This is a genomic window from Avibacterium gallinarum (genome assembly GCF_002921135.1).
Lineage (GTDB): Bacteria > Pseudomonadota > Gammaproteobacteria > Enterobacterales > Pasteurellaceae > Avibacterium > Avibacterium gallinarum.
Map to the genome: position 1 here is coordinate 19,714 of NZ_PQVJ01000013.1, position 25,809 is coordinate 45,522.

General features: G+C 42.7%; 25 protein-coding genes and 1 pseudogene. 15 read left to right on the forward strand and 11 right to left on the reverse strand.

Features of this window, described 5'->3' with window-relative positions; genetic code table 11:
- Window positions 1-108 precede the first annotated feature (108 nt).
- The gene (locus tag C3007_RS05465; RefSeq protein ID WP_103853491.1) at window positions 109-1,020 is read left to right on the forward strand and encodes a mechanosensitive ion channel family protein; all 912 of its coding nucleotides are present in this window, start codon (window positions 109-111) and stop codon (window positions 1,018-1,020) included.
- Between the two features lie 80 nt (window positions 1,021-1,100).
- Here the strand turns inward: C3007_RS05465 and C3007_RS05470 are convergent, their stop codons facing one another.
- From C3007_RS05470 to murJ, 5 genes are all read right to left on the reverse strand, one after another.
- The gene (locus C3007_RS05470) at window positions 1,101-1,493 is read right to left on the reverse strand and encodes a pyrimidine dimer DNA glycosylase/endonuclease V (protein WP_103853492.1); all 393 of its coding nucleotides are present in this window, start codon (window positions 1,491-1,493) and stop codon (window positions 1,101-1,103) included.
- A gap of 13 nt (window positions 1,494-1,506) precedes the next feature.
- Complete coding sequence (gene ppx / locus C3007_RS05475) at window positions 1,507-3,054, reverse strand: exopolyphosphatase (RefSeq protein ID WP_103853493.1); 1,548 nt, start codon at window positions 3,052-3,054, stop codon at window positions 1,507-1,509.
- A 9-nt stretch (window positions 3,055-3,063) separates the two neighbouring features.
- The gene (gene tamB, locus C3007_RS05480; RefSeq protein WP_103853511.1) at window positions 3,064-7,041 is read right to left on the reverse strand and encodes an autotransporter assembly complex protein TamB; all 3,978 of its coding nucleotides are present in this window, start codon (window positions 7,039-7,041) and stop codon (window positions 3,064-3,066) included.
- Window positions 7,042-7,095: 54 nt separating this feature from the next.
- The gene (gene tamA, locus C3007_RS05485) at window positions 7,096-8,859 is read right to left on the reverse strand and encodes an autotransporter assembly complex protein TamA (protein ID WP_103853494.1); all 1,764 of its coding nucleotides are present in this window, start codon (window positions 8,857-8,859) and stop codon (window positions 7,096-7,098) included.
- Window positions 8,860-8,963: 104 nt separating this feature from the next.
- Window positions 8,964-10,535, reverse strand: coding sequence for a murein biosynthesis integral membrane protein MurJ (murJ, locus tag C3007_RS05490; protein WP_103853495.1), 1,572 nt, complete (start codon window positions 10,533-10,535; stop codon window positions 8,964-8,966).
- A 277-nt stretch (window positions 10,536-10,812) separates the two neighbouring features.
- Here murJ and rpsT point away from each other — a divergent pair, with 277 nt between their 5' ends.
- Window positions 10,813-11,076 carry a 30S ribosomal protein S20 gene (gene rpsT / locus C3007_RS05500; RefSeq protein WP_017805402.1) on the forward strand — a complete coding sequence of 88 codons (264 nt, stop codon included), beginning with the start codon at window positions 10,813-10,815 and terminating at the stop codon, window positions 11,074-11,076.
- A gap of 54 nt (window positions 11,077-11,130) precedes the next feature.
- Here the strand turns inward: rpsT and C3007_RS05505 are convergent, their stop codons facing one another.
- Window positions 11,131-11,820, reverse strand: coding sequence for a YtjB family periplasmic protein (locus C3007_RS05505; protein ID WP_103853496.1), 690 nt, complete (start codon window positions 11,818-11,820; stop codon window positions 11,131-11,133).
- A gap of 113 nt (window positions 11,821-11,933) precedes the next feature.
- On the opposite strand from C3007_RS05505, the gene serB reads away from it, so the two are divergent.
- On the forward strand, window positions 11,934-12,893 hold the full coding sequence (gene serB, locus C3007_RS05510) for a phosphoserine phosphatase (RefSeq protein WP_103853497.1): 960 nt from the start codon (window positions 11,934-11,936) through the stop codon (window positions 12,891-12,893).
- Window positions 12,894-12,895: 2 nt separating this feature from the next.
- Window positions 12,896-13,386: pseudogene (locus tag C3007_RS05515) on the forward strand (YajQ family cyclic di-GMP-binding protein).
- A gap of 39 nt (window positions 13,387-13,425) precedes the next feature.
- Here the strand turns inward: C3007_RS05515 and C3007_RS05520 are convergent.
- Together C3007_RS05520 and C3007_RS05525 are read right to left on the reverse strand one after the other, a co-directional pair.
- The gene (locus tag C3007_RS05520; protein WP_103853498.1) at window positions 13,426-14,145 is read right to left on the reverse strand and encodes an exonuclease domain-containing protein; all 720 of its coding nucleotides are present in this window, start codon (window positions 14,143-14,145) and stop codon (window positions 13,426-13,428) included.
- Complete coding sequence (locus C3007_RS05525) at window positions 14,142-16,010, reverse strand: DUF294 nucleotidyltransferase-like domain-containing protein (protein WP_103853499.1); 1,869 nt, start codon at window positions 16,008-16,010, stop codon at window positions 14,142-14,144. Before C3007_RS05525 ends, C3007_RS05520 begins: the two co-directional genes overlap by 4 nt.
- A 154-nt stretch (window positions 16,011-16,164) precedes the next feature.
- Between C3007_RS05525 and def the strand changes: the two genes are divergently transcribed.
- Complete coding sequence (def, locus tag C3007_RS05530; RefSeq protein ID WP_103853500.1) at window positions 16,165-16,674, forward strand: peptide deformylase; 510 nt, start codon at window positions 16,165-16,167, stop codon at window positions 16,672-16,674.
- A 76-nt stretch (window positions 16,675-16,750) separates the two neighbouring features.
- On the opposite strand, the gene fabR is transcribed toward def, so the two are convergent.
- Window positions 16,751-17,371, reverse strand: a complete 621-nt coding sequence (gene fabR, locus C3007_RS05535; RefSeq protein ID WP_103853501.1) for an HTH-type transcriptional repressor FabR — start codon at window positions 17,369-17,371, stop codon at window positions 16,751-16,753.
- Window positions 17,372-17,380: 9 nt separating this feature from the next.
- Complete coding sequence (gene oxyR, locus C3007_RS05540; protein WP_103853502.1) at window positions 17,381-18,280, reverse strand: DNA-binding transcriptional regulator OxyR; 900 nt, start codon at window positions 18,278-18,280, stop codon at window positions 17,381-17,383.
- A 138-nt stretch (window positions 18,281-18,418) separates the two neighbouring features.
- On the opposite strand from oxyR, the gene C3007_RS05545 reads away from it, so the two are divergent.
- Window positions 18,419-19,153 (forward strand): glutathione peroxidase, encoded by a 735-nt coding sequence (locus C3007_RS05545; RefSeq protein WP_103853503.1) that lies wholly within the window; start codon window positions 18,419-18,421, stop codon window positions 19,151-19,153.
- An 80-nt stretch (window positions 19,154-19,233) separates the two neighbouring features.
- On the opposite strand, the gene C3007_RS05550 is transcribed toward C3007_RS05545, so the two are convergent.
- A complete protein-coding gene (locus tag C3007_RS05550; RefSeq protein WP_103853504.1) occupies window positions 19,234-19,455 on the reverse strand; it encodes a SlyX family protein in 222 nt (73 codons plus the stop codon).
- A 129-nt stretch (window positions 19,456-19,584) separates the two neighbouring features.
- Here C3007_RS05550 and C3007_RS05555 point away from each other — a divergent pair, with 129 nt between their 5' ends.
- The 9 genes from C3007_RS05555 to C3007_RS05595 all read left to right on the forward strand — a co-directional run.
- The gene (locus C3007_RS05555) at window positions 19,585-20,304 is read left to right on the forward strand and encodes an FKBP-type peptidyl-prolyl cis-trans isomerase (protein WP_103853505.1); all 720 of its coding nucleotides are present in this window, start codon (window positions 19,585-19,587) and stop codon (window positions 20,302-20,304) included.
- 74 nt (window positions 20,305-20,378) lie between these two features.
- A complete protein-coding gene (locus C3007_RS05560) occupies window positions 20,379-21,044 on the forward strand; it encodes a helix-turn-helix transcriptional regulator (protein WP_103853512.1) in 666 nt (221 codons plus the stop codon).
- A complete protein-coding gene (tusD, locus tag C3007_RS05565) occupies window positions 21,044-21,424 on the forward strand; it encodes a sulfurtransferase complex subunit TusD (RefSeq protein WP_103853506.1) in 381 nt (126 codons plus the stop codon). The genes C3007_RS05560 and tusD overlap by 1 nt, the downstream gene beginning before the upstream one ends.
- Complete coding sequence (gene tusC / locus C3007_RS05570) at window positions 21,421-21,783, forward strand: sulfurtransferase complex subunit TusC (RefSeq protein WP_103853507.1); 363 nt, start codon at window positions 21,421-21,423, stop codon at window positions 21,781-21,783. Before tusD ends, tusC begins: the two co-directional genes overlap by 4 nt.
- 33 nt (window positions 21,784-21,816) lie before the next feature.
- Window positions 21,817-22,128: a DsrH/TusB family sulfur relay protein gene (locus C3007_RS05575; protein WP_103853508.1), complete on the forward strand. Its 312-nt coding sequence runs from the start codon at window positions 21,817-21,819 to the stop codon at window positions 22,126-22,128.
- Window positions 22,129-22,285: 157 nt separating this feature from the next.
- Window positions 22,286-22,660, forward strand: coding sequence for a 30S ribosomal protein S12 (gene rpsL, locus C3007_RS05580; protein ID WP_013745731.1), 375 nt, complete (start codon window positions 22,286-22,288; stop codon window positions 22,658-22,660).
- 127 nt (window positions 22,661-22,787) lie between these two features.
- Window positions 22,788-23,258, forward strand: coding sequence for a 30S ribosomal protein S7 (gene rpsG, locus C3007_RS05585; RefSeq protein WP_103853509.1), 471 nt, complete (start codon window positions 22,788-22,790; stop codon window positions 23,256-23,258).
- A 105-nt stretch (window positions 23,259-23,363) separates the two neighbouring features.
- Window positions 23,364-25,466 (forward strand): elongation factor G, encoded by a 2,103-nt coding sequence (fusA, locus tag C3007_RS05590; RefSeq protein WP_103853510.1) that lies wholly within the window; start codon window positions 23,364-23,366, stop codon window positions 25,464-25,466.
- A gap of 64 nt (window positions 25,467-25,530) precedes the next feature.
- Window positions 25,531-25,809: GTP-binding protein (locus tag C3007_RS05595; protein ID WP_243397667.1), on the forward strand; the 279-nt coding region annotated here is incomplete at its 3' end.

A 25,809-nucleotide genomic window follows, 5' to 3' on the forward strand; every position in this document is an offset into this window, starting at 1 on the left:
AGCGATGCCGTTATGCAATGTGCATAAATAATAAGCAATGATGCCCTGCGATAAAGTGCGGTGCATTTTGTCGCAGTTTTTTATTTTTAATGATCTAAAGGAAAGTTTATGACAACTGAAAATGTTCAAACCGCTGAAAATACAGTGGATATTCAAGCGCAAACTTCAGCGTTGATTGAGAAAGTTCATTCAACGGATATGAACACGCTCTTGAATGATTATGTGATCCCTTATGGCACAAAAATTCTGCTTGCGATTGCCATTTATGTGATTGGTAAAAGTATTGCGCGCTTGCTTAGTCGCCTGCTTGGCAAAGCCGTGTTGCATTCCAGCAAAGATGAAATGCTACAAAGTTTCGTTTCCTCGATCAGCTATTTTTTATTTCTCTTAATGGTGATTATTGCCTCGCTGTCCCAACTTGGCATTAATACTTCTTCACTGGTCGCCCTAATCGGTGCGGCGGGTTTAGCGATCGGCTTGGCATTACAAAATTCATTACAAAATTTTGCTGGGGGGGTGATGATTTTGATTTTTAAACCTTTCCGTAAAGATGATGTAATTGAATCTAGCGGAATAGTGGGAAAAGTAGAGAAAATCGGGATATTATTTTTGGAATTACGCACTGGTGATAACAAAACCATCTTAATCCCAAACGGCAAAGTGTTTGGCGACAGCATTACCAACTATTCCAGCAACGCCACACGCCGAATCGACTTTATTTTCGATATCGCCTACAAATCTAACATTGAACAAGCGAAAGCCATTGTAGCCGACATCTTGGCGCAAGATCCACGCGTATTGAAAGACCCAGAACCCACCATTGCAGTGGGCGCACTTGCCGCAAACAGCGTACAGCTGGTGGTTCGCCCTTGGGTAAACACCGCGGATTATTGGGCAGTGCATTTTGATGTCACGGAAAAAGTCAAACTCGCCTTTGACCAAGCTGGCATCGAAATCCCATTCCCACAAATGAATATTCACTTACCTGAAAACGCGGAATTGAAATTGGGGCAGAAGTAATTTCCTTATATCCCTTATATAAAGAAAAAACGTATTTGGGGTTTGCTCAAATACGTTTTTTATTTCCTTGGTATTCTACATTAGCATTCCACATTTTTTGCCAGCGTAAATCTTGCCACTTTAGGCATTCTTAATTGAATGCGTTCGCGGTTGAGTGTTAAGGCGTTTTCTGTGGGCTGGTAATCTTGCCATAGGCTAGGATCTTGCGGTAAATCTTCTGGCCAGAAATATTGCACGTTAAAGCCGCGCGCTTTACATTCTTGGTGGAGAAGATCGTAACGGTTTTTGAGAAATTGCAGTTTGTTGAAAAAGAATCGGACGTGTCCTTCGCCTAATTTGTAATCCGCAGGTTGCCCAGCAAGATTGTATTTTCCTTTGGCAACCGCGTTGGGAATGCGAGTGAGTTCGCGATGTTCGGCGAGCAGGTGTTGATCACAAAGTTCTTGTGGCGGGACAACATTAATCCTTGTCATTATTTTTCCTTATTTATGAAAAGGTTAGCCCTAAATCTAATTCTTTTAATAATTTGTTTTCTGCGATGAGATCATTGCGCACTAAGGGGTTATGCGCTAAATAACTTGGCTCAAATTGGATTGTCCATTGCGCTAAAGTGCGGTCGATTTTTAATGAAATTTTTTCACTCCATACGGTGGCTTGGCGCGATTTATTCAGCAAAATGGCTAAGCGCAGCAAACGCACAAGGGCGAGAATATCTTGCTCGGTATAACGAGAAAATTTCGCAAAATCAGTCTGTTTAATATTGTTGATTTGGTAACGTACCAAGGTGGTGAGCAGGCGTTGTTGCTCTTTATCAAAGCCCGGCAATTCCATATTTTGCAGAATGTAGGCGGAGTGCTTTTGCAAGCCTTTATGATTGATCACGATGCCCACTTCGTGCAGCCGTGCTGCCCAAAGGAGAATGTCCATCATTTCATCTTGTAGTTGGCTGTTTTGCCAAGCGCTGTATTGTGCGGCAAGGCGTTGAGCGCTTTGATAGACTCGCTCAGATTGCGCCATATCAAGGTTAAATTGTTCGGCCAGGGCAAGGGCGGTGCGTTGGCGGATATTGCTCACTTGGAAGTTTTTTTCTAGGCTGTACATCACGCCTTCACGCAATGCGCCGTCTGAATAACGCATTTGTTCAATGCCGAACACCTCAAATACCGCGCTGAGAATAGCCAGCCCCGGCACGAAAACATCGGCGCGATCTTCGTTTAAACCCTCCAAATGCAGATCGTCAAAATGGCTGACTTGTAGCACTTTTTCACTGAGTTGCGTTAAACGGGCTGCGGTGATAATGCCATTAGGATCAAGATTTGCCGCAATCACTTGATAGACGGTTTTGATCGTGCCTGATGAACCCAGCACCGATTGCCAGCCTAATTTACGGTATTCAAAGGCTAAATCTTCAATTTTATTCACCGCACTTTGTTTGGCGCGCTGAAAATTTTCGGCAGAAATTTCACCTTGCGGGAAGAATTTTTTGGCGAAGCTCACGCAGCCCATATGACGGCTTTCTGCAATGAGCGGATGAAAATCATCACCGATGATCATTTCTGTTGAGCCGCCACCAATGTCCACCACAAATTTTCGTCCTGTTTCAGGCTGAGTGTGAGAAACGCCGGCGTAAATGGTTTTGGCTTCCATTTGCCCGCTGATAATGTTAATCGGGTAAGGGAAAACCTGTTCCGCTTGGCGTAAAAATGCTTCATTGTTTACCGCGGTTCGTAGGGTAAATGTTCCGACCACATTGACATTTTCGGCAGGAAATCCTTGTAGCCGTTCCGCAAACAGCGCTAAACAATTTACTCCGCGCTGAATGGCTTCTTGGCTTAGCTGGTTGTTCTCATCTAAGCCTTCAGCCAGTTGCACTTTCTGTTTTAGGCGTGAAAGCACTTGGATTGAGCCATTGATAATGCGGGCGATGATCATATGAAAGCTGTTTGAGCCCAAATCAATGGCGGCGATTTCACGCGCTTCGCCACGCTGATGTAAATAATCAGAGGCTTTGGCTAGAAGGTTTTCGTTATTCATAAAATTGCCCTAAAAATCAAAGTGATAAAGTAGGTCAAAGGCCTGATTTACGCCCGAAACCGATTGTAAATAAAGTTGTGGTAACAATTTGTAGCGTACCGTAAATTCGGCTAAGCCGTCAAATAAGCCTACGCCGTATTTGAGCTGCAAGCGTGGTGTAATGTTGCCGCTCACCGTAACTTTGGAACTGTCTCCCACCCCTTGCGTGCCTAGGCTGAGATCTTGCACACCAAAGGCTTCGCCAATACCGCCGACTAATTTACCGCTTTTCGCTAAGCCCATTCCAAGCAGTGCCGCCCCGATTGAACCGCCTGAGCCTGCTTCACCGCTATTTTCCAGTGAACGCCCTGTTAGCAAGTAGGAAAGGGCTTCATCTTGCGAGCTAGCAGGATCGGAGAACACCGTAACTTGTGGGGCAGTGGCAATGCCGATCACTTTCACCCCAGCGGTAATATTGCTGTTTTCCATTGCCGTTGGGTTGCGAATGGCTTCAATATTCAGCATTGGTTGAGATGGCAAGCCAGAAAAACTGATTTGCCCTTTGCGAATTAGCAAGTCTTGTCCATAAGCGGCATAGCGCCCATTTTTCAAGTAAATTTGCCCAAATAAACCCAGTTTGCCTTTGTCTTGTTTGACTGAAAGCAAGCCGTTTAAGCTGGTGTTTAAGCCGTAAGCGTTGAGAGTAACATCATCACCAATATTAATTTTCAGATCGGAACGAATTTCCATACCGCTTTTCGTACGCGCTTTAATTTCACCGTTTTTTACCCCCACTTTGGTTTTGTCTGGGCCGTCTAAAATCACTTCATCACCGCTTACGGCAACGGCACTGTCTGGCAATTCTTCAATGGCAATTCTTGCCCAAGGAATATCTACCGTACCAGAAATATCAAGCAGTTTTGGATTGGCTGTGAGTTCCACATTTGGGCTAATTTTTAATTTCGCCATTGACGGAATATTCACATTAAAGCGATCTGCTTTGGCTTGCACACGCGTGTTCCAGTGTTCCACATCTTTCCAATCCGCTTCGCCAGTAATATCTAAACGGCTTTCAGGGCTTTGCACATAGCCTTGCAAGGTGGAACGATTGCCGGCAAAACGCATAGATAAATTGCCGTCTTTAATGGTGAACGGCAGGGATTTCATTGTGGCGCTTAAGCGATTGACATCAAAATTACCGTGAATAAGCGGTGCATTGAGATTGCCACCTAAGGTAAGATTGGCAGCAATTTCGCCATTGATTTTTTCACCACTTGAAAGCAGTTGTTTGGCTAAATTGAGATTTAAGCGCTGAATGCTAATGTTTCCCCCTAAGGTGCGAGATTTTGCCAAATCTTGCAGTTTAAGTGCGGTGGTAATTCGGCCATTTTCCACTAAATCAATGGCGGAATCCAAATTCAGATTGTTGTTTTCCATTTGGGCTTTAATGTCCACTTTCGGAATAGCAAGGTTGAAGGTGCGATAATCAATTTTCTGCGCCACCGATAAATGATTACCAGCCACTTGCACATTGAGTTTCAGCGGCTTATCGCTAAACCACGCCACCGTTCCCTGACTTTGTAATAGCCCTTTGATTTGCGTTTGGCTCTGTTCTTTATCCAATAATTTGTTGATTAAGGCTAAATCCAATTTACGCACTTGGAATGGCACTTCGCCGTTTTTCCCTGCGGTGAAATTTTTGGGGAAACATAGCTCAATATCGCTGTTTAACCAACAATGTGCGGAAATCGCGGCTTCGATTTTGTTTTGATTATAAGTTACTGCAACGCCTTGATTGGTTTGCCATTTTCCAACTGGGGATTGAATATCCACACCGCTAATTTGCCCTTTCCAGATTTGCGAAGTGCGGTCGAAATTTCCTGCAATTTTTAAATTAGCCGCCACAGGTTTGCCCTGTGATTGCAGTTGTAACTGGTGATTTTTTTCATCACCCGCTAACGCAAGGGTGGCTTGGTTAATTGCCACATCGGCATATTTCAAGCCCGTTACATTGGCGTTTAAATCACCGCTAATCACTTGCTGCGAACGAATATCCCCTTTAACAGCGAATTTATTCAGCTGTAATTGTTGGAAGCGAATGTTGTTCCCCGTTAAATCCACGTTTAAATTTGGCTCGCGAATGTCCCCTTTCAATTTTGCATAGCCAAACAGGGTGGCGGAAAGTTCAGGCAGCAATCCACGCAAGTTTGGCGCGTGAATATCAAGGGATAAATCGGATTGTTGGCTGATTTCCCCTTGCATTGCAATGCGGTTTTCACCGTAATTAAGCAACAGATTTGGCACTTGCAGCCATTTGTTGTTGTCTGCGCTGAGCTGACCTTTTAGGCTTAAAGGCTGACGAGAAAGTGTGCCGTTAATGTCTAAATCGGGGACGTTAATTGTCCAATTTTGCCCATCAACTTGCCCTTGCGAGCTGAAATGACCAGACAGCACCGCAGGCATTGCAGGCAAATATTGAGTGATATTTAATTGTGAAAAATCCACCGCACTTTGCCATTGCACGCCTTTTTGCCAGTTTACTTCACCGCTTAAATTCGCCTTGCCTTGTAAGGTGCTAAGCGCAAATTGTGCAATGTTGGCCTGCCAAAGTTTGCCGTTAATTTGACTGGTAATTTGCGTTTTTGGCGTACTCATTCCAGAAACATCGGCATTCAGTTGTGCTTGGTAAGCCAGCAAATCGCCAGTCAGATTGAGCGTTAAATTTTGTACTTTCAGCGGATCTTTTTCTTTTTTATCAAAAGGATATTGCAAGCTTTTACTGGTGAGCTTGAGATCAAAGGGCGTTTTTTCTTGGTTAAGCGCCACATTACCCACCAGCTCTGCATTAATATCCCCTTTGCTTTGCAAATGAAGTTGGGTTTGCCCACGCAGTTTGCCTGAAAGTTGTAGGCTGAGATCGCCCTGTGGGATATTCAAGGGCGCATAGCCTTTCAGTTGGCTGTTAAGCTGAAAATCAAGAGGGAAATCTTCGTCCAGCTGCATTGTGCCTTGCCCTGCCAGCGTTCCCACTGAACTGGCGATATTCAGGTTATGCAGCTGAACTTGATTGCCTGTGGCATCAGCGTTGATTTGCAAAGAGGACACTTCAATTTGCTGTGTAGGGGCAGGTGTTGTTTCACTTTTCGCTGCCTTATTTTGTGCATTATCTTGCCCCTTATTTGCGCTGTCGAAATGCTGTTGATATTGCCAATTTTTGCCTTGAATATCGGTGATATGGAGATCAAAAGGCAGCTCGATTTTATTTAAATTGCCGAGCAGGGCTGGGGTAAGTTTTTGTTCTAACTGTTGCCAATCAATGGCTTGCTCTGTTGGTTGAGTGGCTTTGCTTTCCGTTTTTTGTGCGGTTTTTTCTTCTTCTGGAGAGCTGTAAGTTTGTACTAACAAATCATTAATCTGCGTTGGCGCAAGGGTAAAACCGCTTTCATTGTTTAGGCTAAGTGCGGTGGAAAAATGGGCTAAATTGATCTGCGTTTGATCGATAGTTAAAGCTAAATCCTGCACTTGCACATTATCTGCTTGCACCGCCACAGGCAGATGAATTTTCTTCATTGGGCTAGGATCTTTGTCCTTTTCTTCGGACGGCGGCAGCTTTGTCGTGTCAATATGAATTTGTGGTTGTTGAATGCTGAGATCTTGCAGGCAAACTTTGGCTTTCAGCAAGCAAGACAAATCCAGTTGCAAATGGGCTTGCTGAATTTGGGTATCCACGCCCTCTGACTGAAATTTGACATTATGCAAGGTTAGCCCATTTTGCAAGCCGCCTTCCACCTGCTCAATAGAAAGGCTATCCATTAGCTTATCCACCAGCTGAATCAAACCACGCTGCCCTTGATTGGTGGCAAGGGTGGCGAGCAAGGCAAAAATCGGCAAAAAAATCACCGCACTTATACACAGCAGTTTTTTCCATAACGGACGTTTTTTCTTCACGGCAGGGGAGTGTTCCGCCTGATTTTCTGTACCTTGCTTTTCAGTGCTTTGGTTTGCCATATTTTGCTTTTCAGTATTTGGGGTGGATTGCGCTTCTTTTGTCATTTTTGTTGCCTATAATTCCGAACCTAAACCAATGTAAAACTGCACGTTTTTGCTGTTGTCTTTATCACGAATTGGGGTGGCGATATCCAGTTTTACCGCGCCGATAGGTGATGCCCAGCGCACACCCATTCCCGCACCATAGCGCAGTTCTTCTAAATTGAAACTGTTCGCCGCGAGCCCTGTGTCGGCAAAGGTGGCGAGCCACCAGTTTTCATAAACTTGGTATTGATATTCCAATGTTCCCGTGGCAAGACGGGTTGCGCCCACCAATTTGCCCTCGGCATTTTTTGGTGAGATTTTTTTATAGCCGTAACCGCGCACGCTACGATCGCCCCCAGCAAAGAAACGAAGTGCGGGCGGAATTCTCTCTAAATTTTTGGTCTGTAACCAGCCGATTTCACCACGCACTAAGAAACGGTGATTATCGGCAAAGGTGCGAATCCACGCACTGGACGCTTGTACTTTGAAGAAGTTCGCATCAGAAAGCCAGATTTTATGCCCAAAATCCACGGTTAAACGTTGTGCATCGCCCCAAGTTGGGAATAAACCGCCTCTTAAGCGGGTACGGCTAATAGACGCCGTGGGGTAAACTAACCAAGTGCGATCAGAATGATTGGCTTGGGTGAAAGAATCATAACGCACACGCAACCCAAGGGCGTGCTGCCAGCCTGATACGCGATTCCAATAACGCAATGCCGCAAAGGTGCCTGATGAGGTTTCTGTGTCGTTAGTTTTTTCCCGTTCGTAACCAGTGGAAAATTCATAATAATAACGCAGCGGATTTTTCAGCAGTGGCATTTTATACACCGCTTCCACCGTTTGTTTTGGCGCAGAGGCGTAAAGATTAAAACGGAAACTATGCCCACGGCTGTTGATCCAAGGTTTTGTCCAGCCCCATTGAAAGCGCGGGCCGACATCGGTGGAATAACCTATCCCCACATCCATGGCATTTTTTTTACGCGGCGTGAGTAGCACATCAACATTAACGACTTTATTTTCTTCATCAAGGTTAGGCTGCACTAACACCGAGCTAAACCAGTTGGTGGAGGTGTAATCGTTGGTAAAACTGGAAAGATCATTGATGAGATAAGGTTGCCCTTCTTCAATTTCCATCATATTACGCAAATAATCTTCACGAATTTGCGAGCGTTGAAAGGTGAATTTGCCGAAGCGATAGCGTTCGCCACTATCAAAGGTGATTTTCCACCAGCCTTGATAAGTGGAAGGGCGCACTAATAATTGGGAAACATCAAAATCCGCATCAAAATAACCACGTGCCAGAGCAAGGGATTGCAGATCGCTTTTGTAATCTTCGTATTTGGAGTGATAAAGCAATTCGCCAAGTTTAGGCAGTTTTTTATCTAACGCTTTGAAGGCTTCATCGTCTTTTGCTTGGCCCAGAATTTGAATATCCATTCCTGTGAGCAAAACAGGTTTGCCAGCATTGACATCAGCGATGAGTACAGGGCGTTTGCCCCCTTTAGCAGGTTGCAGGCGGAAATCAATTTTAATGTTGTAATAGCCGTAAACACGCAAGGCTTTTTTGATGGCTTCACTCACAATATATTGATAGCGATCTGAGCCGTCCGCTTCTTCAGGATCGATCATCTTGGTGTAAATATCCACGTTTTCAATGGCTTTTACCCCTTTTACCCCAATCACTTTGAGATCTACGGTATGCTCAGCGTAAACATTTAAACTGGTTAAAACACAACCCGCCAGCAAACTTAGTGCGCTGAGTAAATGGCGTTTTTTCTGTTGTAATAATTTCATAATGTTCCCCAATAATCTTGCCCTAGTTTACGTTTCCGCAACGCGCTGCGCAAATATTCCCACATTAAAGTGCGGTGAAATTTTTCATTATTTTTATAATGCGTTTATGAATGGACTAAATGGCGTTTGCGAATGCCTAAAAGTAACAGTGCACCCCCATAAATTACTGCCGCAACGGCAATCAGCCACACGAGCCAGTGAATGCGCTGAATAAACGCCATTTGTTGCCACTGGATTAAACTTGGGCAATAGTGCCAAACCACAGCCCCCATTGCTAGCCCTGCGGTGAAAACTTTGGCAAAAAACACCGCACTTTGTTTGCTAAAGTGATAGACATTGGCCTGCGCTAGCCCGCGGTAGAGCAAATAGGCGTTTAAAGTGGCAGACATCGCCGAAGCAATGGCAAGCCCCACATAGCTAAACGGAATGGCAAGCAGGTTAAATGCCATATTGCTCACCATAGCGATAATGCCGATTTTCACCGGGGTTTTGGTGTCTTGGCGTGCGTAATAGCCGTTGGCAAGAATTTTGATCAGCATAAAACTGAGCAAGCCCATATTAAATGCCCACAAGGAATAAGAGGCCGCTTGCACATCAGAAAATAAAAATTCACCACGCATAAATAGCACCAACAACATCGGCTGTGCCAACACACCAATGCCGATCATCGCTGGTACGCCGAGTAATAAAATCATTCGCACGCCCCAATCCATTGTGTTGCGAAAATCCACCGTACTTTGTTCGGCATTATCCGAACGATTAACGTGGTGGCGGGCGAGGGTTGGCAAGATCACAGTGGAAATGGCGATACCAAAAAGCCCAAGAGGAAATTCGAGCAAGCGATCGGAATAATACAGCCAGCTAATCGATCCCGTCATTAAGAAACTGGCGATAAAGGTATCCAATAATAAATTGATTTGGCTCACGGAAACGCCGAATAGAGCTGGGATCATCAGCGTACGAATTTTCTTCACTCCTTCATCATTCCACGCCCATCGCGGTTTCACTAAAAGCCCCGCTTTTTTTAAGAACGGCAGTTGAAATAAAAATTGTAGCAACCCGCCGATAAAGATCCCGATAGCAAGAGCAAGATCGGGGCTAGGGGTGTGCGGTGCGAGAAAAAGTGCGGTGCAAATCATCGCCACATTGAGCAACACAGGGGAAAACGCCATTACGCCGAACTTGCCCAAAGTGTTTAAAATCGCCCCAGATAAGGCAACAAAGGTGATAAACCATAAATAAGGAAAGGTGATTTTGAGTAGCAATGAGGCTTGTTCAAACTTCACGCCGTTTACCCCATCATTGAGCCAATCAATAAACCAGCCCGTACCGAAAATGGCGGCAACCACAGGGGAGAAAATCATCGCAAAGGCGGTAACGATAGTGACTAATCCGCCTAATGTCCCCGAAACTTTGCTGATAAATTGCTGGGTTTTGTTGAGATCGCCGGCTTTTTGGTATTCTGCCAAAACGGGTACAAAGGCTTGAGAAAATGCGCCTTCAGCAAATAAACGGCGTAAAAAATTAGGAATACGGTTGGCAAACAAGAACACATCAGCACTTAATCCCGCGCCGATGATTTGTGCGATAATCACATCACGCACCAATCCAAGTACGCGCGATAATAAAGTCATTGCACTGACAATAATGCCAGATTTTAATAATCGTTTACTCAAAATAGCTTTCTCATCAAGAAAAATTTGGCTTAATTGTATAGAAATTTTGTTTTTAAGCTATATTCTAGGCAAAAAAACTGATAAAATTCGCTCACATCGTTTGGGTGGGCTACATTGAAAGCCGCATTTTCAGCGAACGATGCAGACTTTCGGTTGTGTCTCACCGAGTAATCAAGCTAAATTTTGCTAATTGTTTATTGACAATTATGGAACGGAAAGGCATAGTTTACGCCTTTATTTATCTCATAAACTAACAGAAATTTTTAGGAGTTTGACCTTGGCTAATATCAAGTCAGCTAAAAAACGCGCGGTTCAATCAGAAAAACGCCGCCAACACAATGCAAGCCAACGCTCTATGATGCGTACTTACATTAAAAAAGTTTACGCCGCTGTAGCAGCAGGTGAAAAAGCTGTGGCTGAAGCCGCTTTCGTAGAAATGCAAAAAGTTGTGGATCGTATGGCATCTAAAGGCTTAATCCACAAAAACAAAGCAGCGAACCACAAATCTAAATTATCTGCTCAAATCAAAAAATTAGCGTAATTTCAGATTAAAAAATTCAGAAAAATAAAACCGCACTTTAAAAGTGCGGTTTTTTTATGATTTATTTTTAAATCGTCTGCGTCTGCTGTGATAGGTTAAACGACTGGCTGTTTGAGGTTGTTTCTTTTTAGCAGGCTGGGAAAGCTCAAGTTGTTTGCGTTTCACTCGGCGATAACGGCTTAAAAAATAATGAATGGAGCTGGCAAATAATATTCCTGTAAGAAACACGATAATGATCTCACCGTAAAGACGGTTAAAAATCAGATTGATTTTACTTTGCGTGGTTTGTCCATACTTATTATTAAAGGTTACGCGCAAAAAACCTTCCACGCCGTCAGAAGAATAAATCGGTTCAACAATTTGTTGATTGATGATTTCTTTTGCCACGGGCTGATCAAGCCCTAATTGCAGACGTAATAATGAAGCATTGGAGCTCTGTGCTAACAGCTCACCCCGATTAGAATAAATTGAAGCATCAAGGATAAAATCCTCTTTCACAAAATTATCTAAGTTTTCTGTCAACTGTTCTGATTTTGCATTATTAATCAATAACATTGAAAATAAATTGGCTTGCTGACGCACCAATAAATGAGAAAGATTTGTTACTTGGTTGACGCTGGCTAATTGTGATCCCAGTTTAAATTGTTGCACACCGAATAAAATCACGCCCATTATGCCAAGGCAAAATAAGATTATGATAACAATCATCGTGATTTTCAGTGCTTTTTCTTTGATGAGTTGCACGTTATTTTCCCCAAGATTTCGCAAAATAGGCTAGAATAAGGCGTTATTTTAGTCTATTTATGCGTTCACGGCACAATAAATCGTAAAAATGCCGATAATTTACAGGATTTTCTATGCAAACACAAAATCTCAACCAATTACAACAACAGTATCCAAATCTGCCTTGTCCAGTGCAGCAGACGCAACCCCTTGCCGCAGGACAGGATTATTTTTTGCTTTATGGCGAAAGCTTAGATTTGGCCAAATTGCAGCTATTTCAGCAAAAGTGCGGTGAAAATTTCACGCTTTTTGATTATTGGATTGAAGCGCACAACCTTGCGGTGCTGTTGCAAGGCAATTGGCAAGCGCAATGGCAAGAATATGCCCATCAGCTAGAAGTGGATATTGCGCGGCTCAATTTTTCCGCTCGTTTGCAGAAAAAAGGCTTGTTGGTGATGGATATGGATTCTACAGCTATTCAAATTGAATGTATTGATGAAATTGCGAAATTGGCTGGCACAGGTGAATTGGTGTCTGAAATCACCGAGCAAGCAATGCGCGGAGAGTTAGATTTTGAGCAAAGCCTGCGCCGCCGTGTGGCAACCCTAAAAGGCGCACCAGAAAACATTTTACAACAAGTGCGAGAAAAATTGCCGCTGACTTCAGGTTTAGTGGAAACCATTCAAGGCTTGCAGAAATACGGTTGGCGAACTGCCATTGCGTCAGGTGGGTTTACTTATTTTGCGGATTATTTAAAAGCAGAATTAGGGCTTGATGCGGCGGTTTCCAATCAATTCGAGATTGTGGACGGCATTTTGACTGGCGAAGTACAAGGTGCGGTGGTGGACGCACAATATAAAGCGGATACCTTGTGTCAATTGAGCGAACAATATCATATTCCAATGGAAAACACCGTTGCCATTGGTGATGGCGCTAATGATTTGCCAATGATGAAAGTCGCCAATCTCGGTGTGGCATTCCACGCCAAGCCGAAAGTGCAACAACAGGCGCAAATTGTGGTAAACTTTGCCGACTTAACCGCACTATTATGTATTTTAGGTGCGAATGACCGAATAATGAAAAACGAGGAGTAATTATGCCTTCATTTGATATTGTTTCTGAATTAGACGCGCACGAAGTGCGTAACGCCGTGGAAAATGCCAATCGTGATTTAGCCAACCGTTGGGATTTCCGCAACGTGCCTTCTTCTATCGAATTAAACGAAAAAACGAAACCATTAAAGTGTCGAGCGAGTCCGATTTCCAAGTGGAACAGCTGGTGGATATTTTGCGTAATGCGTGTATTAAGCGTGGCATTGATTCTGCGTCATTGGATATTCCAACAGAATATGAACACAGCGGTAAAACCTTCAGCAAAGAAATTAAGCTGAAACAAGGTATCGAAACGGATATAGCGAAAAAACTGACCAAGTTAATCAAAGAATCCAAGCTCAAAGTGCAAACTCAAATTCAAGGGGATCAAGTGCGCGTAACAGGGAAATCCCGTGATGACTTGCAAGCGGTGATCCAACTGGTGAAAAATGCGGAATTAGGGCAGCCATTCCAGTTTAATAATTTTAGAGATTAATCAATATCTCATCTAAAGCGGCAAATCTAGCCGCTTTTTTTATAGAGAACGTTTATAGACTTCGCCAAAATATTTTGTTTGCGAACCGAAAAGTTTATGGATCTGCGCTAAAAATAGTTCTCCTGTGGCGATGGCGTCAATTAAGGCGTTATGGTTGATGTAATCAGGCAAGCTATAATTTTTGCGAATAGTTGCGAGCTGATAATTGGGGCTGACATTTGTTTGTGGCGACATAAAAGAACGCTCAATTTTTAATGTGTCTAGCCAAATGAGGGGAAAATGCGTGATCTGATAGCGTGTGGCAAGATAATGCTGAATAAAACGCTTTTCAATATTGGCTCCGTGGGCAATGACAATTCGTCCAGCCATTAGGCTAAAAAGTTTGTGCATCGCCTCATCGAGTTGTTCGGCACCATTGAGCATTTGTGGCAAAATATGATTAACCACGACCGTTTCAGGATTGACTTGAGGTTCATCAATAAATAAATGCCAAGCTTGGGAGAGATCTAAGCGGAGGTGATCAATTGGTAGAGCGGCAATACTTAAAATATTGTCGATCATTGAATTAAGCCCAGTAGTTTCAAAATCGATCACAAGGTAAGTGAGTTTTTCAAGTTCATCTTCAATATTAGGGCAAGGAAATTGGAGTAAAGGCTGTAAAATAGCAGGGCAATCTTTGTGCATTAAATATTGTTGCCGTGCGTGTTGCAATTTGCTGAGTGGGTGAAAACGCTGAAAAAATTGAGAAAATCCTTTCATCGCATTATTCCTCTTTGTGAAAAGCGAAGCTGGGCGGCTTCTTGGAATTGTGCAATTAAACGGAATACATCTTTTAAATGCTGCCGTTCAAAGGTGGTGAGCTCACTGGGGTCAATATGATTGCTGATCGGCTGCTGATTTTGCAGAGAAATTCGTTGATATTTAAAGCGAATATCACACACGCATTCGTAAGCACCTAGCGCATTATCTAGCGTGGTTTTGTCAATCAATGCTAATTCTTGGCAGCGAATAAAACGTTGCTCCGTAGAAAGTGCGTTGGAAATGCCCGCTGCCAAGGCGTAGATACGCCCAAGATCAACCAGTAAACTAATAGCACGTTTTTTTAAATTGAGTTTATTTTTATTTTCCCCTTCTTTAATGGGAACAAAATTACGGAAAATGCTCAAAGGTGGGGTGATTTTCGTTGAATTTGCGACTAAAAATGATAAAAAACGTTTATTATTCTTTACTAATTCTGTAATGTGATCTTGTAATTGTTCAACTAAATTCGTTTCACCATAAAGTGCACGCATATCCATTAACACGCTGGTATTTAATAGACTCTCTAATTCAGGCGTACGAACCCATTGATTAAAATTTTCTTTCCATTGCGTTAATGAAATGCACCATTTAGGGTTTGATGCCATAAAGTTTCCCGAGCAATAAGCATAACCGCACAAATCTAAGCCTTGATTAACAAACTCGGCAAGTTGAGCAAAATAGGCTTGTTCCCTTTCATTTAGCGATCGTTCGGTAATAATGAAATTATCCTGATCTGATAATAAGTGCATTTCATAACGAGCCTGCGAGCCAGATACCACCCACGCATAAGCACAAGGTGGTTCGCCAAATTGATGCTCCGCCATCATCAATAATTTTCGGTTAAAGGCATCTGCTATTAAGGTCATCACTTTCATAATGGTGTTATAAGGTGTACCATTTTGCATAAGCGCGATAAATAAGGTTTTTTGTTGCTGCGCTGCTTCAATCAATAACGGTAACGTATTAGCTTGAAAAATGCGATTGATGATAAAAATTGATTGAATGCTGTTATATCTCACCAAATCGGTTGCGGTTAAAATCCCTAAAATTTGCCGATCGATGACAATAGGTAAACTGCGAATATTGTGTTGCATCATCAAAGACACCGCATCAAGAATTAAGTCGGAAGGCGCAATCGTTGGAGGATTTGGAGTCATAATTTGGCGAATAGATTGATGAATATCTAATCCCATAGCGACCACTTTTTTAGTCATATCTCGATCATTGACGATCCCGATTAATTTTCCATTTTCCAGCACTAAAGCGGAAGAACGGCGCTGCTTTTGCATTTCTTGCGCCGTTTGTTGAATGGTGCTGCTTACATCAACAAGAGCGACTTTAGGGTTAGCTACTTCAATAGCTTTTTTCATAAAAATATTATCATCATTCTTGAGATTTGCACTGCGCGCAATACTGGTTAATCTTGTGCTAGTGCGGGGAGAAAAGTAAGCAGCATATTCGGGATATTCTTGCAATATTTTGCTCAAGCAAGGATAGGGGATTTGATAAATCAAACTATTTTCTAAAGCATAAGCACAATATTTTTCTTTTTCGTGTGGTGAAAAAATACTGAAACCGAAAATATCCCCTTGTTCTAACTTAGCCCGCAGTTCACCGTCTTGATGAATTTGCTCAACTTCACCAATACGAATAATGTAAAGAAAATCTACCGCATTTTGTTCGTCAATTACCGCTTCCCCTTTAGGGATATAACGAATCATAATCTGACTTGCTATGCGTTGTACCAAAGAAGAAGGGAGCTGATTAAAAGGGAAAAGTGTCGCAATAAAAAGCTCAATATTCGGAATGAGAGATGTATCCATTTATTCCACCTTTTTGAAGATCGGCGATGGTTTTAGTATAACTTTATCTTTACGGAATGAAAGCCTAAAAAGCAAAGTGCGGTCATTTTTCTTGGCGTTTTTCCTGAAAATCGTTAAACTATGCCGACTTTTTTAGCAAAGGAATAATGAATTTATGGCATTACTTGATGTGTTGATTTACCCCGATGAGCGTCTTAAAACGGTGGCGCAGCCGGTGGAAAAATTTGATGAAGAATTACACACTTTGATTGATAATATGTTTGAAACAATGTATCACGAGCAGGGTATTGGCTTGGCGGCAACCCAAGTTGATGTGCATCGCCGTTTGATTGTGATCGACATTGAAGGTACGAAAGAAAATCAAATTGTGCTAATTAACCCTGAAATTATCGAAAGTTCTGGCGAAACGGGCATTGAAGAAGGCTGTTTGTCTTTGCCCGGAATGAATGGTTTTGTACCGCGTAAAGAAAAGCTGACTGTGCGTGCCTTGGACAAAAATGGTAAAGATTTTTTACTTAATGCTGATGGCTTATTGGCGATTTGTATCCAACACGAAATTGATCACTTAAATGGCATTGTCTTTGCGGATTATCTTTCTCCGCTCAAACGCCAGCGTATGAAAGACAAACTCACTAAGTTGAAAAAACAGCTACAAAAAGCCTAATTTTTACCATTAGAAAGAAAACCTGCGTTTAAGCAGGTTTTTTTATGAGAAAAATTTACGAAAAAAGCACCGCACTTTATTTTAGGGGCTTTTCCTTTTGGGCTGCGTAGGCCGCCCCTTTAGCGAGCATACGCAGTTGTAAAATCACCCGTTCTTTAAGCAACTCACGTTCTTCCTTATTCATATCCAAAGCATTCGCACCAGCGGTGAACACCAGTGTAACGATGCCCTCTGCTTGAATATAAGCAATATGGCGGGAATAGCCATTGCGTTCGGCAATATATTCAGCCAGTTCGTCAATAAAATGCTTAATTTCCCGTGCGGCGGCGGTACGGAAAGCGTGCGATGTTCCAGAGCTTTCACGCAACAATAAGCGGAAAACGTTGGTACTGTGGGTGATAAATTCAAAAAATGTATTTACGGAAATTACGATAACACTACCGCCATTTTCCAACCGTTTTCGTGCTTGGCGCATTAATTGGCGCAGCATTAGGCCTGCTTCGTCCACCATTTCTAAGCCGAGTTCGTCCATATCACGAAAATGGCGATAAAAAGAGGTGGGCGCGATGCCCGCTTCTCTTGCCACTTCACGCAAGCTCAGATTGGAAAAACTTTTCTCCGCACTGAGCTGATTAAACGCCGCGCTGATTAACGCACGTCTAGTTTTTTCTTTTTGAATTGCACGAACGCCTGCCATTTTGCCCTCTTATTTTTGTTGAAGGATCGGGGTGATGATATTGCTAATGGTGTTTGCCACCCGTTCATAACGCATTCTTAATGGAGAACCAGGGCGGTAAATTAATGCTACTGTGCGTGAGGGTTCTGGCACACAAGGGAGATATTTTACCCCTGTGCGATTGCCTTCATTTAACACCGCAAGCTCTGGCATTAAGGTTATTCCTGCGTTGGCGGAAACCATATTGCGTAAGGTTTCAAGGCTGGTGGCTTGGAAATGGGGATTTTCCTTTGCCCCTGCGGTGAAACAATAGCCTAGCGCTTGATCTCGCAAGCAATGGCCGTCATCAAGCATTAGCATTTCGCAGCCTTTGAGTTTGTCCATTGGGATACTTTTCTCTTTCGCCCAAGGGTGATCTTGCGAAATGGCCAGCAACATTTTTTCTTTAAATAATGGCACTTCAATAAAGGCTTCGGTTTCTGGCACAGTGGCAAGAATGGCACAGTCTAAGCGTCCACTTTCCAGTTGCTCTAACAGCTGGTGGGTTTGCGCTTCATATAAAAATAGCTCTAAATCAGGAAACGCTTGTTTCAGTGCTGGCATAATATAAGGCAAGAGATAAGGCCCAAGGGTTGGGATCATTCCTATATGCAATGGCCCAGTCATTTCTTTGCCTTGATTGCTTGCCATTTCTTTCAGCACTTTGACTTCGCGCAACACGGTGCGAGCTTGTTCCACAAGGAGCAAGCCCGATTGGGTAAATAACACTTTACGGCTAGTGCGTTCTAATAAAATGATGCCTAGTTCGTCTTCCAATTTGCGGATTTGTCCGCTTAGGGTTGGTTGGCTAACGTGGCAAGCATCTGCAGCTCGGCGAAAATGTTTGTGTTCGGCGAGTGCCACTAAGTATTCTAAATCACGGATATTCATATTTTCTCTGCTTCCTCCATCATAGAAAGGAACAATTAAAAGGATAGGTATTAATCGTTTGTAACTATATCACGATTTTCACTATAATTCACCCCGTCAATAAGAAATCATTATTTTAATCGCAATAGGAGAAAGATTATGACAGCAACAATGGAAGGAAAAAAAGTTCCTCAAGTAACATTCCATACTCGTCAAGGCGATCAATGGGTTGATGTAACCACTTCAGATTTATTTGATAACAAAACGGTCGTGTTATTTTCATTACCGGGTGCATTTACCCCAACTTGTTCATCAACACACTTACCACGTTATAACGAATTAGCGTGCGAATTCAAAGCCTTAGGTGTGGACGATATTATCTGTTTATCTGTAAACGATACTTTCGTAATGAACGCGTGGAAAGCAGATCAAGAAGCAGAAAACATCACAGTAATCCCAGATGGTAACGGTGAATTTACTGAAGGTATGGGTATGCTTGTTGATAAAGATGACCTTGGCTTTGGTAAACGTTCTTGGCGTTATTCAATGCTTGTGCGCAATGGCGTGGTGGAAAAAATGTTCATCGAGCCAAACGAGCCAGGCGATCCGTTCAAAGTGTCTGATGCAGATACAATGATCAAATACTTAAAACCTGATTGGCAAGCAAAACCTTCAGTGTCTATCTTCACTAAACCAGGCTGCCCATTCTGTGCAAAAGCAAAAGGTTTATTAAAAGTGAAAGGTTACACCTTTGAAGAAATCGTATTAGGCCGCGATGCAAGCACCATCTCTGTGCGTGCGATTACGGGTAAAACCAGTGTGCCACAAGTATTCATCGGTGGGGAGTACATCGGTGGAAGCGAAGATTTAGAAAAATACTTCGCGAACGAATAAACCATAGACTCCATAGCATAAATTAGAAACTTCCTATAAAAACCTTTGGCTAATCCTTGTGATTAGCCTTTTTTATGCCGTTAATAATGCGGCGGCGGGGTTTCTTCAGCTTGGCTTGCAATATTAGACGGTTGTAAATCTTTTAACTTCGCCGCTAAATGACGCAGCTGCAACTGCATTTTCTCAAGCATAAATTGTTGTTCCACCAAGGCTTGGTTTAATTCTTCAATGGCGTGTTCCTGAAACGCCACTTTTGTTTCTAATTCGGCAATTTGTTTTGCTTGCTCAAGTTGAATTTGCATAAATAATCCTTAGCGTTATGTTTAAAATGCACAATGAATTATCAACAGACCCATAAATAATGGTTGTTAAATTGCGCAATACGATTTAACCTATCAAAAATTTCGATTCATTATAAAGGATGATAAACAATGTTAAAAATTCAAAAATTCTCTCTTATCACACTTGCATTAAGTGCGGTGGTTTCTGGCTCAGTTTTTGCTGATCAAGCAGCGAATAAAAAATTCAATGATGAAGCCTCTTATGTGGTGGGCTATGCCACAGGAAAACAATTCCTTGAAACCTTAATCAACGATCAAAAAGATGTGATCAGTTACGACAAAGCTCGCGTATTACAAGGCGTGAACGATGCCTTAGAGGGCAAAGGTGATTTAACGGATCAACAAATCCAAGAAAAATTAAAAGCCATTGGCGACAAAGTGTATGAAGCGCGTCAAGCGAAAGTACAAGCTGAAAACGAAAAATTCACCGCGGACTTTATGAAAAAAGAGGGCGCGAAAAAAGAGGGCGCGAAAAAAACCGCTTCAGGCTTAATGTACCGCATTGAAAAAGCAGGTGAAGGTGCGGCAATCAAACCTGATGATATGGTCAAAGTGCATTACACAGGAAAACTGGCTGATGGCACGGTATTTGACAGCTCAGTGCAACGCGGTCAGCCCGCAGAATTCAAATTAAATCAAGTGATTAAGGGCTGGACAGAAGGGCTGCAATTAGTCAAAAAAGGCGGCAAAATTGAATTGCTCATCCCAGCAGATTTAGCCTATGGCAAACAAGGTGCGGGTCCAATTCCGCCTAACTCTACCCTTTATTTTAAAGTGGAAGTGCTAGACGTAACGCCAGCGAAAAAATAACCCACAAAACCACCGCACTTTTAGCATAATGAAAGTGCGGTGCATTTTTGTCCTACTTTTTTGAGATGAACCCAATGCTAACGGATAGACGCCCTTTTACTGACGAAGATCGTGCGATTTTACATTCCTATGTAGCGGTGGTGGACGGCGTGAGCGCCTTAATTGGCGGCCATTGCGAAATCGTGCTACATTCTCTTGAAGATTTTGAACATTCTGCCATTTGCATTGCCAATGGGCATAACACCCACCGCAAAGTGGGATCGCCAATCACCGATTTTGCCCTAAAATCCCTCAAAACAATGCAAACGGAGAATGTTTCCAAGCCTTATTTTACCCGGGCAAAAGGCACGGCGTTGATGAAATCCGTCACCATCGCCATTCGTAATCAAGAAAAACGCATTATTGGTTTGCTGTGCATTAACATTAATTTAGATGTGCCAGTAACCCAATTTATCCAAGCCCTTATGCCGCCTGAGGAGCAACAGTCTGCTTCTGAAGTGAATTTTGCCAGCTCGGTGGAGGAACTGGTTAGCCAAACCATCGAACAAACCGTGCAAGAGATCACCGCTGATCGCTTGGTGGCAAACAATAATAAAAATCGCCAAATTGTGCTTTCGCTCTATGAAAAAGGCATTTTTGACATCAAAGATGCCATCAACCTAGTGGCTGAGCGGCTGGATATTTCACGCCATACGGTGTATTTGTATATTCGCCAAATCAAGCAAGATGAGATGAAATAATGCGTTATGTGATCGCAGTAAAACAGCCAGTTTATGGCTCGCAAGGGGCATTTTTAGCCTATCAACTTGCCCACGCCTTGCTTGAAAAAGGCCATCAAATCAGCCAAGTTTTTTTTATGCAAAATGGCGTAAGTAACGGCAACGGTTTTGTGTATCCTGCTAATGATGAATTTAATTTACAAGAGCATTGGCAAGCCTTGAGTGAACAGCACCATATCCCTTTGCATCTTTGCATTGCAGCTTCGCAACGCCGTGGCGTGGTGGACGCGTTAACGAGCAAAGTTAAACAGCAAAATAATCTGGCAGAAGGCTTTGTGTTAGCAGGATTAGGCGAGTTTAGCCAAGCTGTGCTGCAAGCAGATCGAGTGATAACCCTATGATTAAACTGGCTTTTGTGTTTACCCAACCACCTTATGGCACGGCCGCTAGCCGCGAGGGCTTAGATGCGCTCCTTGCTGCCACCGCCTTTTGTGATGAAAGTGAAATTGCGGTGTTTTTCCTTGATGACGGGGTTTTCAATCTCATTGCCAATCAACAAAGCGAAAGAATCTTGCAGAAAAATGTCAGCCAGCCTTTCAAATTACTGGAATTATACGACATCGAACAGCGTTACCTGTGCCAACAATCCGTACAAGCCTTACATCTTGAAAAAGCAAATTGGCTATTGGATTGCGAAATATTGCCCCGTGCGGCGTTAATGGAAAAATTACAACAAGCAGAAAAAGTACTGACTTTTTAGCGTGCTTTTTCATTCTTTTTGCAGGAAATGATGATGCTTTACACCTTCGCCAAAGCTGATTACGACAGCCAAACCCTCACTCGCTATTTTGCCCATTTTACTGAACAAGATTGCCTTGTGCTATGGCAAGACGGCGTGCTACTTCCCTTCAAACACCAAGAACTTTTCACCCAACTCACCGCGCCTTGCTATGCGCTAGAGAACGACATCTACGCCAGAAATCTACAAGAAATCGCACCGCACTTTGTTAATTGCGATGAAAATGATGAAAGTAAAGTGCGGTTGATTTCTCTGCAAGATTTTGTGGCGCTGACTGAGCGGTATTTCCCACAGGTGGGGTTGTAAGCAAATTAATAATCAGACAAAGACTTTGTCCTTTGCCTGTTCTATGACTTGACATTCTTAGTGTCCAAGATTAAAATTCGGCGTCTATCTATTCTAAGGTAGAACAAAAAGTAAACATTCTTTTATGAATAACAACTATTAAACTGGAGCTTTTTTAATGGCAACTATCAACCAATTAGTACGCAAACCGCGTGTGAAAAAGGTTGTAAAAAGCAACGTTCCTGCATTAGAGGCTTGCCCGCAGAAACGTGGCGTGTGTACTCGTGTGTACACAACTACACCTAAAAAACCGAACTCAGCATTACGTAAAGTGTGCCGTATTCGTTTAACAAATGGTTACGAAGTAACTTCTTATATCGGCGGTGAAGGTCATAACCTTCAAGAGCACAGCGTTGTGCTTATCCGTGGCGGTCGTGTTAAAGATTTACCGGGTGTGCGTTATCACACTGTGCGTGGTGCATTAGACTGTGCCGGCGTTAAAGATCGTAAACAAGGTCGTTCTAAATACGGCGTTAAACGTCCTAAAGCTTAATGGTTCTCCGTTAAGTAAGGCCAAACGCTAATTAAATTAAATAATTATCATAAACTCCAGTAAACGTAAGATCTCTTACACAAAGAGTTTTGGATAATCCTGAAGATTAAAAAACGGAGAAATTGCAATGCCACGTCGTCGTCGTATTGAACCACGCAAAATTCTTCCAGATCCAAAGTTCGGATCAGAATTACTTGCGAAATTTATTAATGTATTAATGGTAGATGGTAAAAAATCTATCGCAGAATCAATCGTTTATGGTGCGTTAGAAACTTTAGCTCAACGTACAGGTAAAGAAGCTTTAGAAGCATTTGAAATCGCACTAGAAAACGTACGTCCAACCGTTGAGGTTAAATCTCGCCGTGTTGGTGGTTCTACTTATCAAGTGCCAGTTGAAGTGCGCCCAGCTCGTCGTAACGCATTAGGTATGCGTTGGATCGTTGAAGCAGCACGTAAACGTGGTGATAAATCAATGGCTTTACGTTTAGCAAATGAATTATCTGATGCATCAGAAAACAAAGGTGCAGCAGTGAAAAAACGTGAAGACGTTCACCGTATGGCTGAAGCTAACAAAGCGTTTGCTCATTACCGTTGGTAATCAGTTAATCAAACGATTTTTAGGCTTCATCACATTTTGCTATGCGGTGAAGCCTTATCCATATTTAAAATTTTAATTTATTGAATTCCAAACAAGGAAATAATAATGGCTCGTGTAACTCCTATTGAGCGCTATCGTAATATCGGTATTAGTGCTCACATTGATGCTGGTAAAACAACAACCACAGAGCGTATTCTATTCTATACAGGTGTTAGTCACAAAATTGGTGAGGTGCATGATGGTGCAGCTACCATGGACTGGATGGAACAAGAACAAGAGCGTGGTATTACCATTACTTCTGCGGCAACAACGGCTTTCTGGTCTGGTATGTCTCAGCAATATCCACAACATCGTATCAACGTTATCGATACTCCGGGACATGTTGACTTTACTATCGAAGTAGAACGTTCAATGCGTGTTCTTGATGGTGCGGTAATGGTTTACTGTGCGGTAGGTGGGGTTCAACCTCAGTCTGAAACTGTATGGCGTCAAGCAAACAAATATAAAGTACCTCGTATCGCGTTCGTAAACAAAATGGACCGTACTGGTGCAAACTTCCTACGCGTTGTTGAGCAAATCAAAACTCGTTTAGGTGGTAATGCTGTTCCTTTACAACTTCCAATCGGTGCAGAAGAAAACTTCAAAGGTGTTGTTGACTTAATCAAAATGAAAGCAATCAATTGGAATGAAGCTGATCAAGGTATGACCTTTACCTATGATGATATTCCTGCGGATATGGTTGAATTGTGTGAAGAATGGCACCAAAACCTTGTTGAAGCAGCAGCAGAAGCTTCAGAAGAGTTAATGGAAAAATACCTAGGTGGTGAAGAGCTTACTGAAGAAGAGATCAAAGGTGCGTTACGTCAACGTGCGTTAGATACCGAAATCATTCTTGTAACTTGTGGCTCAGCGTTCAAAAACAAAGGTGTTCAAGCAATGCTTGATGCGGTAATCGACTACTTACCAGCACCAACAGACATAGCTTCAATCAAAGGGATCAACCCAGATGAAACTGAAGGCGAGCGTCACGCAGATGATAATGAACCATTTGCAGCACTTGCATTCAAAATTGCAACTGACCCATTCGTAGGTAACTTAACCTTCTTCCGTGTATATTCTGGTGTGGTTGAGTCTGGTGCGACAGTATTGAACTCTGTAAAAGATAAACGTGAACGTTTTGGTCGTATCGTTCAAATGCACGCGAACAAACGTGAAGAAATCAAAGAAGTTCGTGCGGGCGACATCGCAGCAGCAATCGGCTTAAAAGATGTTGGTACAGGTGATACGTTATGTGCAGTTGATGCACCAATCATTCTTGAGCGTATGGAATTCCCTGAGCCAGTCATCTCTGTTGCGGTAGAACCAAAAACTAAAGCAGACCAAGAGAAAATGGGCTTGGCATTAGGTCGTCTTGCACAAGAAGACCCTTCATTCCGTGTTCACACTGATGAAGAATCAGGTGAAACCATCATTTCAGGTATGGGTGAGTTACACTTAGACATCATCGTTGACCGTATGAAACGTGAGTTTAAAGTGGAAGCGAATATCGGTAAACCACAAGTATCTTACCGTGAAACTATCCGTACTGCGGTGAAAGATGTTGAAGGTAAACACGCAAAACAATCTGGTGGTCGCGGTCAATATGGTCACGTTGTTATCGACTTGTATCCATTAGATCCAGAAGGTCCAGGTTACGAATTTATCAACGAAATCAAAGGTGGTGTAATTCCTGGCGAATATATCCCTGCAGTTGATAAAGGTATCCAAGAGCAACTTAAATCTGGTCCATTAGCGGGTTACCCAGTGGTTGATATCGGTGTTCGTTTACACTTCGGTTCATACCACGATGTGGACTCATCTGAGTTAGCGTTTAAACTTGCTGCATCATTAGCGTTTAAAGCAGCGTTTAGCAAAGCAAACCCAGTATTACTTGAGCCAATTATGAAAGTGGAAGTTGAAACTCCACCAGAGTATGTGGGTGATGTAATTGGTGATTTAAGCCGTCGTCGTGCTATGGTAAATGGCCAAGAAGCAAGCGAATTTGTTGTTAAAATCAATGCAGAAGTTCCACTTTCTGAAATGTTTGGTTATGCAACAGATCTTCGTTCACAAACTCAAGGTCGTGCATCATACTCAATGGAACCATTGAAATATGCTGAAGCACCTGCAAGTGTTGCAGCAGCAGTTATTGAAGCACGTAAAAAATAATTGAAAATTAAACTCCGTAGTACAGCAATGTGCTACGGAACTTTACTTAAAGGAAACATCAAAAATGTCTAAAGAAAAATTTGAACGTACAAAACCGCACGTAAACGTGGGTACAATCGGCCACGTTGACCATGGTAAAACAACTTTAACAGCAGCAATCACCACAGTATTAGCAAAACACTACGGTGGTGCAGCACGCGCATTTGACCAAATCGATAACGCGCCAGAAGAAAAAGCGCGTGGTATCACCATCAACACTTCACACGTTGAGTACGATACGCCAACTCGTCACTACGCACACGTTGACTGTCCAGGACACGCGGACTATGTTAAAAATATGATC

What these genes read in the sequence shown, in the direction of transcription:
- C3007_RS05545 (WP_103853503.1), top strand. Translation starts at nt 18,419, where the DNA reads ATGACAGCAACAATGGAAGGAAAAAAAGTTCCTCAAGTAACATTCCAT.
- C3007_RS05575 (WP_103853508.1), top strand. Translation starts at nt 21,817, where the DNA reads ATGCTTTACACCTTCGCCAAAGCTGATTACGACAGCCAAACCCTCACT.
- tamA (WP_103853494.1), bottom strand. Translation starts at nt 8,859, where the DNA reads ATGAAATTATTACAACAGAAAAAACGCCATTTACTCAGCGCACTAAGT.
- C3007_RS05470 (WP_103853492.1), bottom strand. Translation starts at nt 1,493, where the DNA reads ATGACAAGGATTAATGTTGTCCCGCCACAAGAACTTTGTGATCAACAC.
- tusD (WP_103853506.1), top strand. Translation starts at nt 21,044, where the DNA reads ATGCGTTATGTGATCGCAGTAAAACAGCCAGTTTATGGCTCGCAAGGG.
- C3007_RS05550 (WP_103853504.1), bottom strand. Translation starts at nt 19,455, where the DNA reads ATGCAAATTCAACTTGAGCAAGCAAAACAAATTGCCGAATTAGAAACA.
- fabR (WP_103853501.1), bottom strand. Translation starts at nt 17,371, where the DNA reads ATGGCAGGCGTTCGTGCAATTCAAAAAGAAAAAACTAGACGTGCGTTA.
- C3007_RS05520 (WP_103853498.1), bottom strand. Translation starts at nt 14,145, where the DNA reads ATGAAAGGATTTTCTCAATTTTTTCAGCGTTTTCACCCACTCAGCAAA.
- oxyR (WP_103853502.1), bottom strand. Translation starts at nt 18,280, where the DNA reads ATGAATATCCGTGATTTAGAATACTTAGTGGCACTCGCCGAACACAAA.
- C3007_RS05560 (WP_103853512.1), top strand. Translation starts at nt 20,379, where the DNA reads ATGCTAACGGATAGACGCCCTTTTACTGACGAAGATCGTGCGATTTTA.
- rpsL (WP_013745731.1), top strand. Translation starts at nt 22,286, where the DNA reads ATGGCAACTATCAACCAATTAGTACGCAAACCGCGTGTGAAAAAGGTT.
- rpsG (WP_103853509.1), top strand. Translation starts at nt 22,788, where the DNA reads ATGCCACGTCGTCGTCGTATTGAACCACGCAAAATTCTTCCAGATCCA.
- tamB (WP_103853511.1), bottom strand. Translation starts at nt 7,041, where the DNA reads ATGGCAAACCAAAGCACTGAAAAGCAAGGTACAGAAAATCAGGCGGAA.
- def (WP_103853500.1), top strand. Translation starts at nt 16,165, where the DNA reads ATGGCATTACTTGATGTGTTGATTTACCCCGATGAGCGTCTTAAAACG.
- C3007_RS05555 (WP_103853505.1), top strand. Translation starts at nt 19,585, where the DNA reads ATGTTAAAAATTCAAAAATTCTCTCTTATCACACTTGCATTAAGTGCG.
- C3007_RS05525 (WP_103853499.1), bottom strand. Translation starts at nt 16,010, where the DNA reads ATGGATACATCTCTCATTCCGAATATTGAGCTTTTTATTGCGACACTT.
- tusC (WP_103853507.1), top strand. Translation starts at nt 21,421, where the DNA reads ATGATTAAACTGGCTTTTGTGTTTACCCAACCACCTTATGGCACGGCC.
- fusA (WP_103853510.1), top strand. Translation starts at nt 23,364, where the DNA reads ATGGCTCGTGTAACTCCTATTGAGCGCTATCGTAATATCGGTATTAGT.
- serB (WP_103853497.1), top strand. Translation starts at nt 11,934, where the DNA reads ATGCAAACACAAAATCTCAACCAATTACAACAACAGTATCCAAATCTG.
- C3007_RS05465 (WP_103853491.1), top strand. Translation starts at nt 109, where the DNA reads ATGACAACTGAAAATGTTCAAACCGCTGAAAATACAGTGGATATTCAA.
- ppx (WP_103853493.1), bottom strand. Translation starts at nt 3,054, where the DNA reads ATGAATAACGAAAACCTTCTAGCCAAAGCCTCTGATTATTTACATCAG.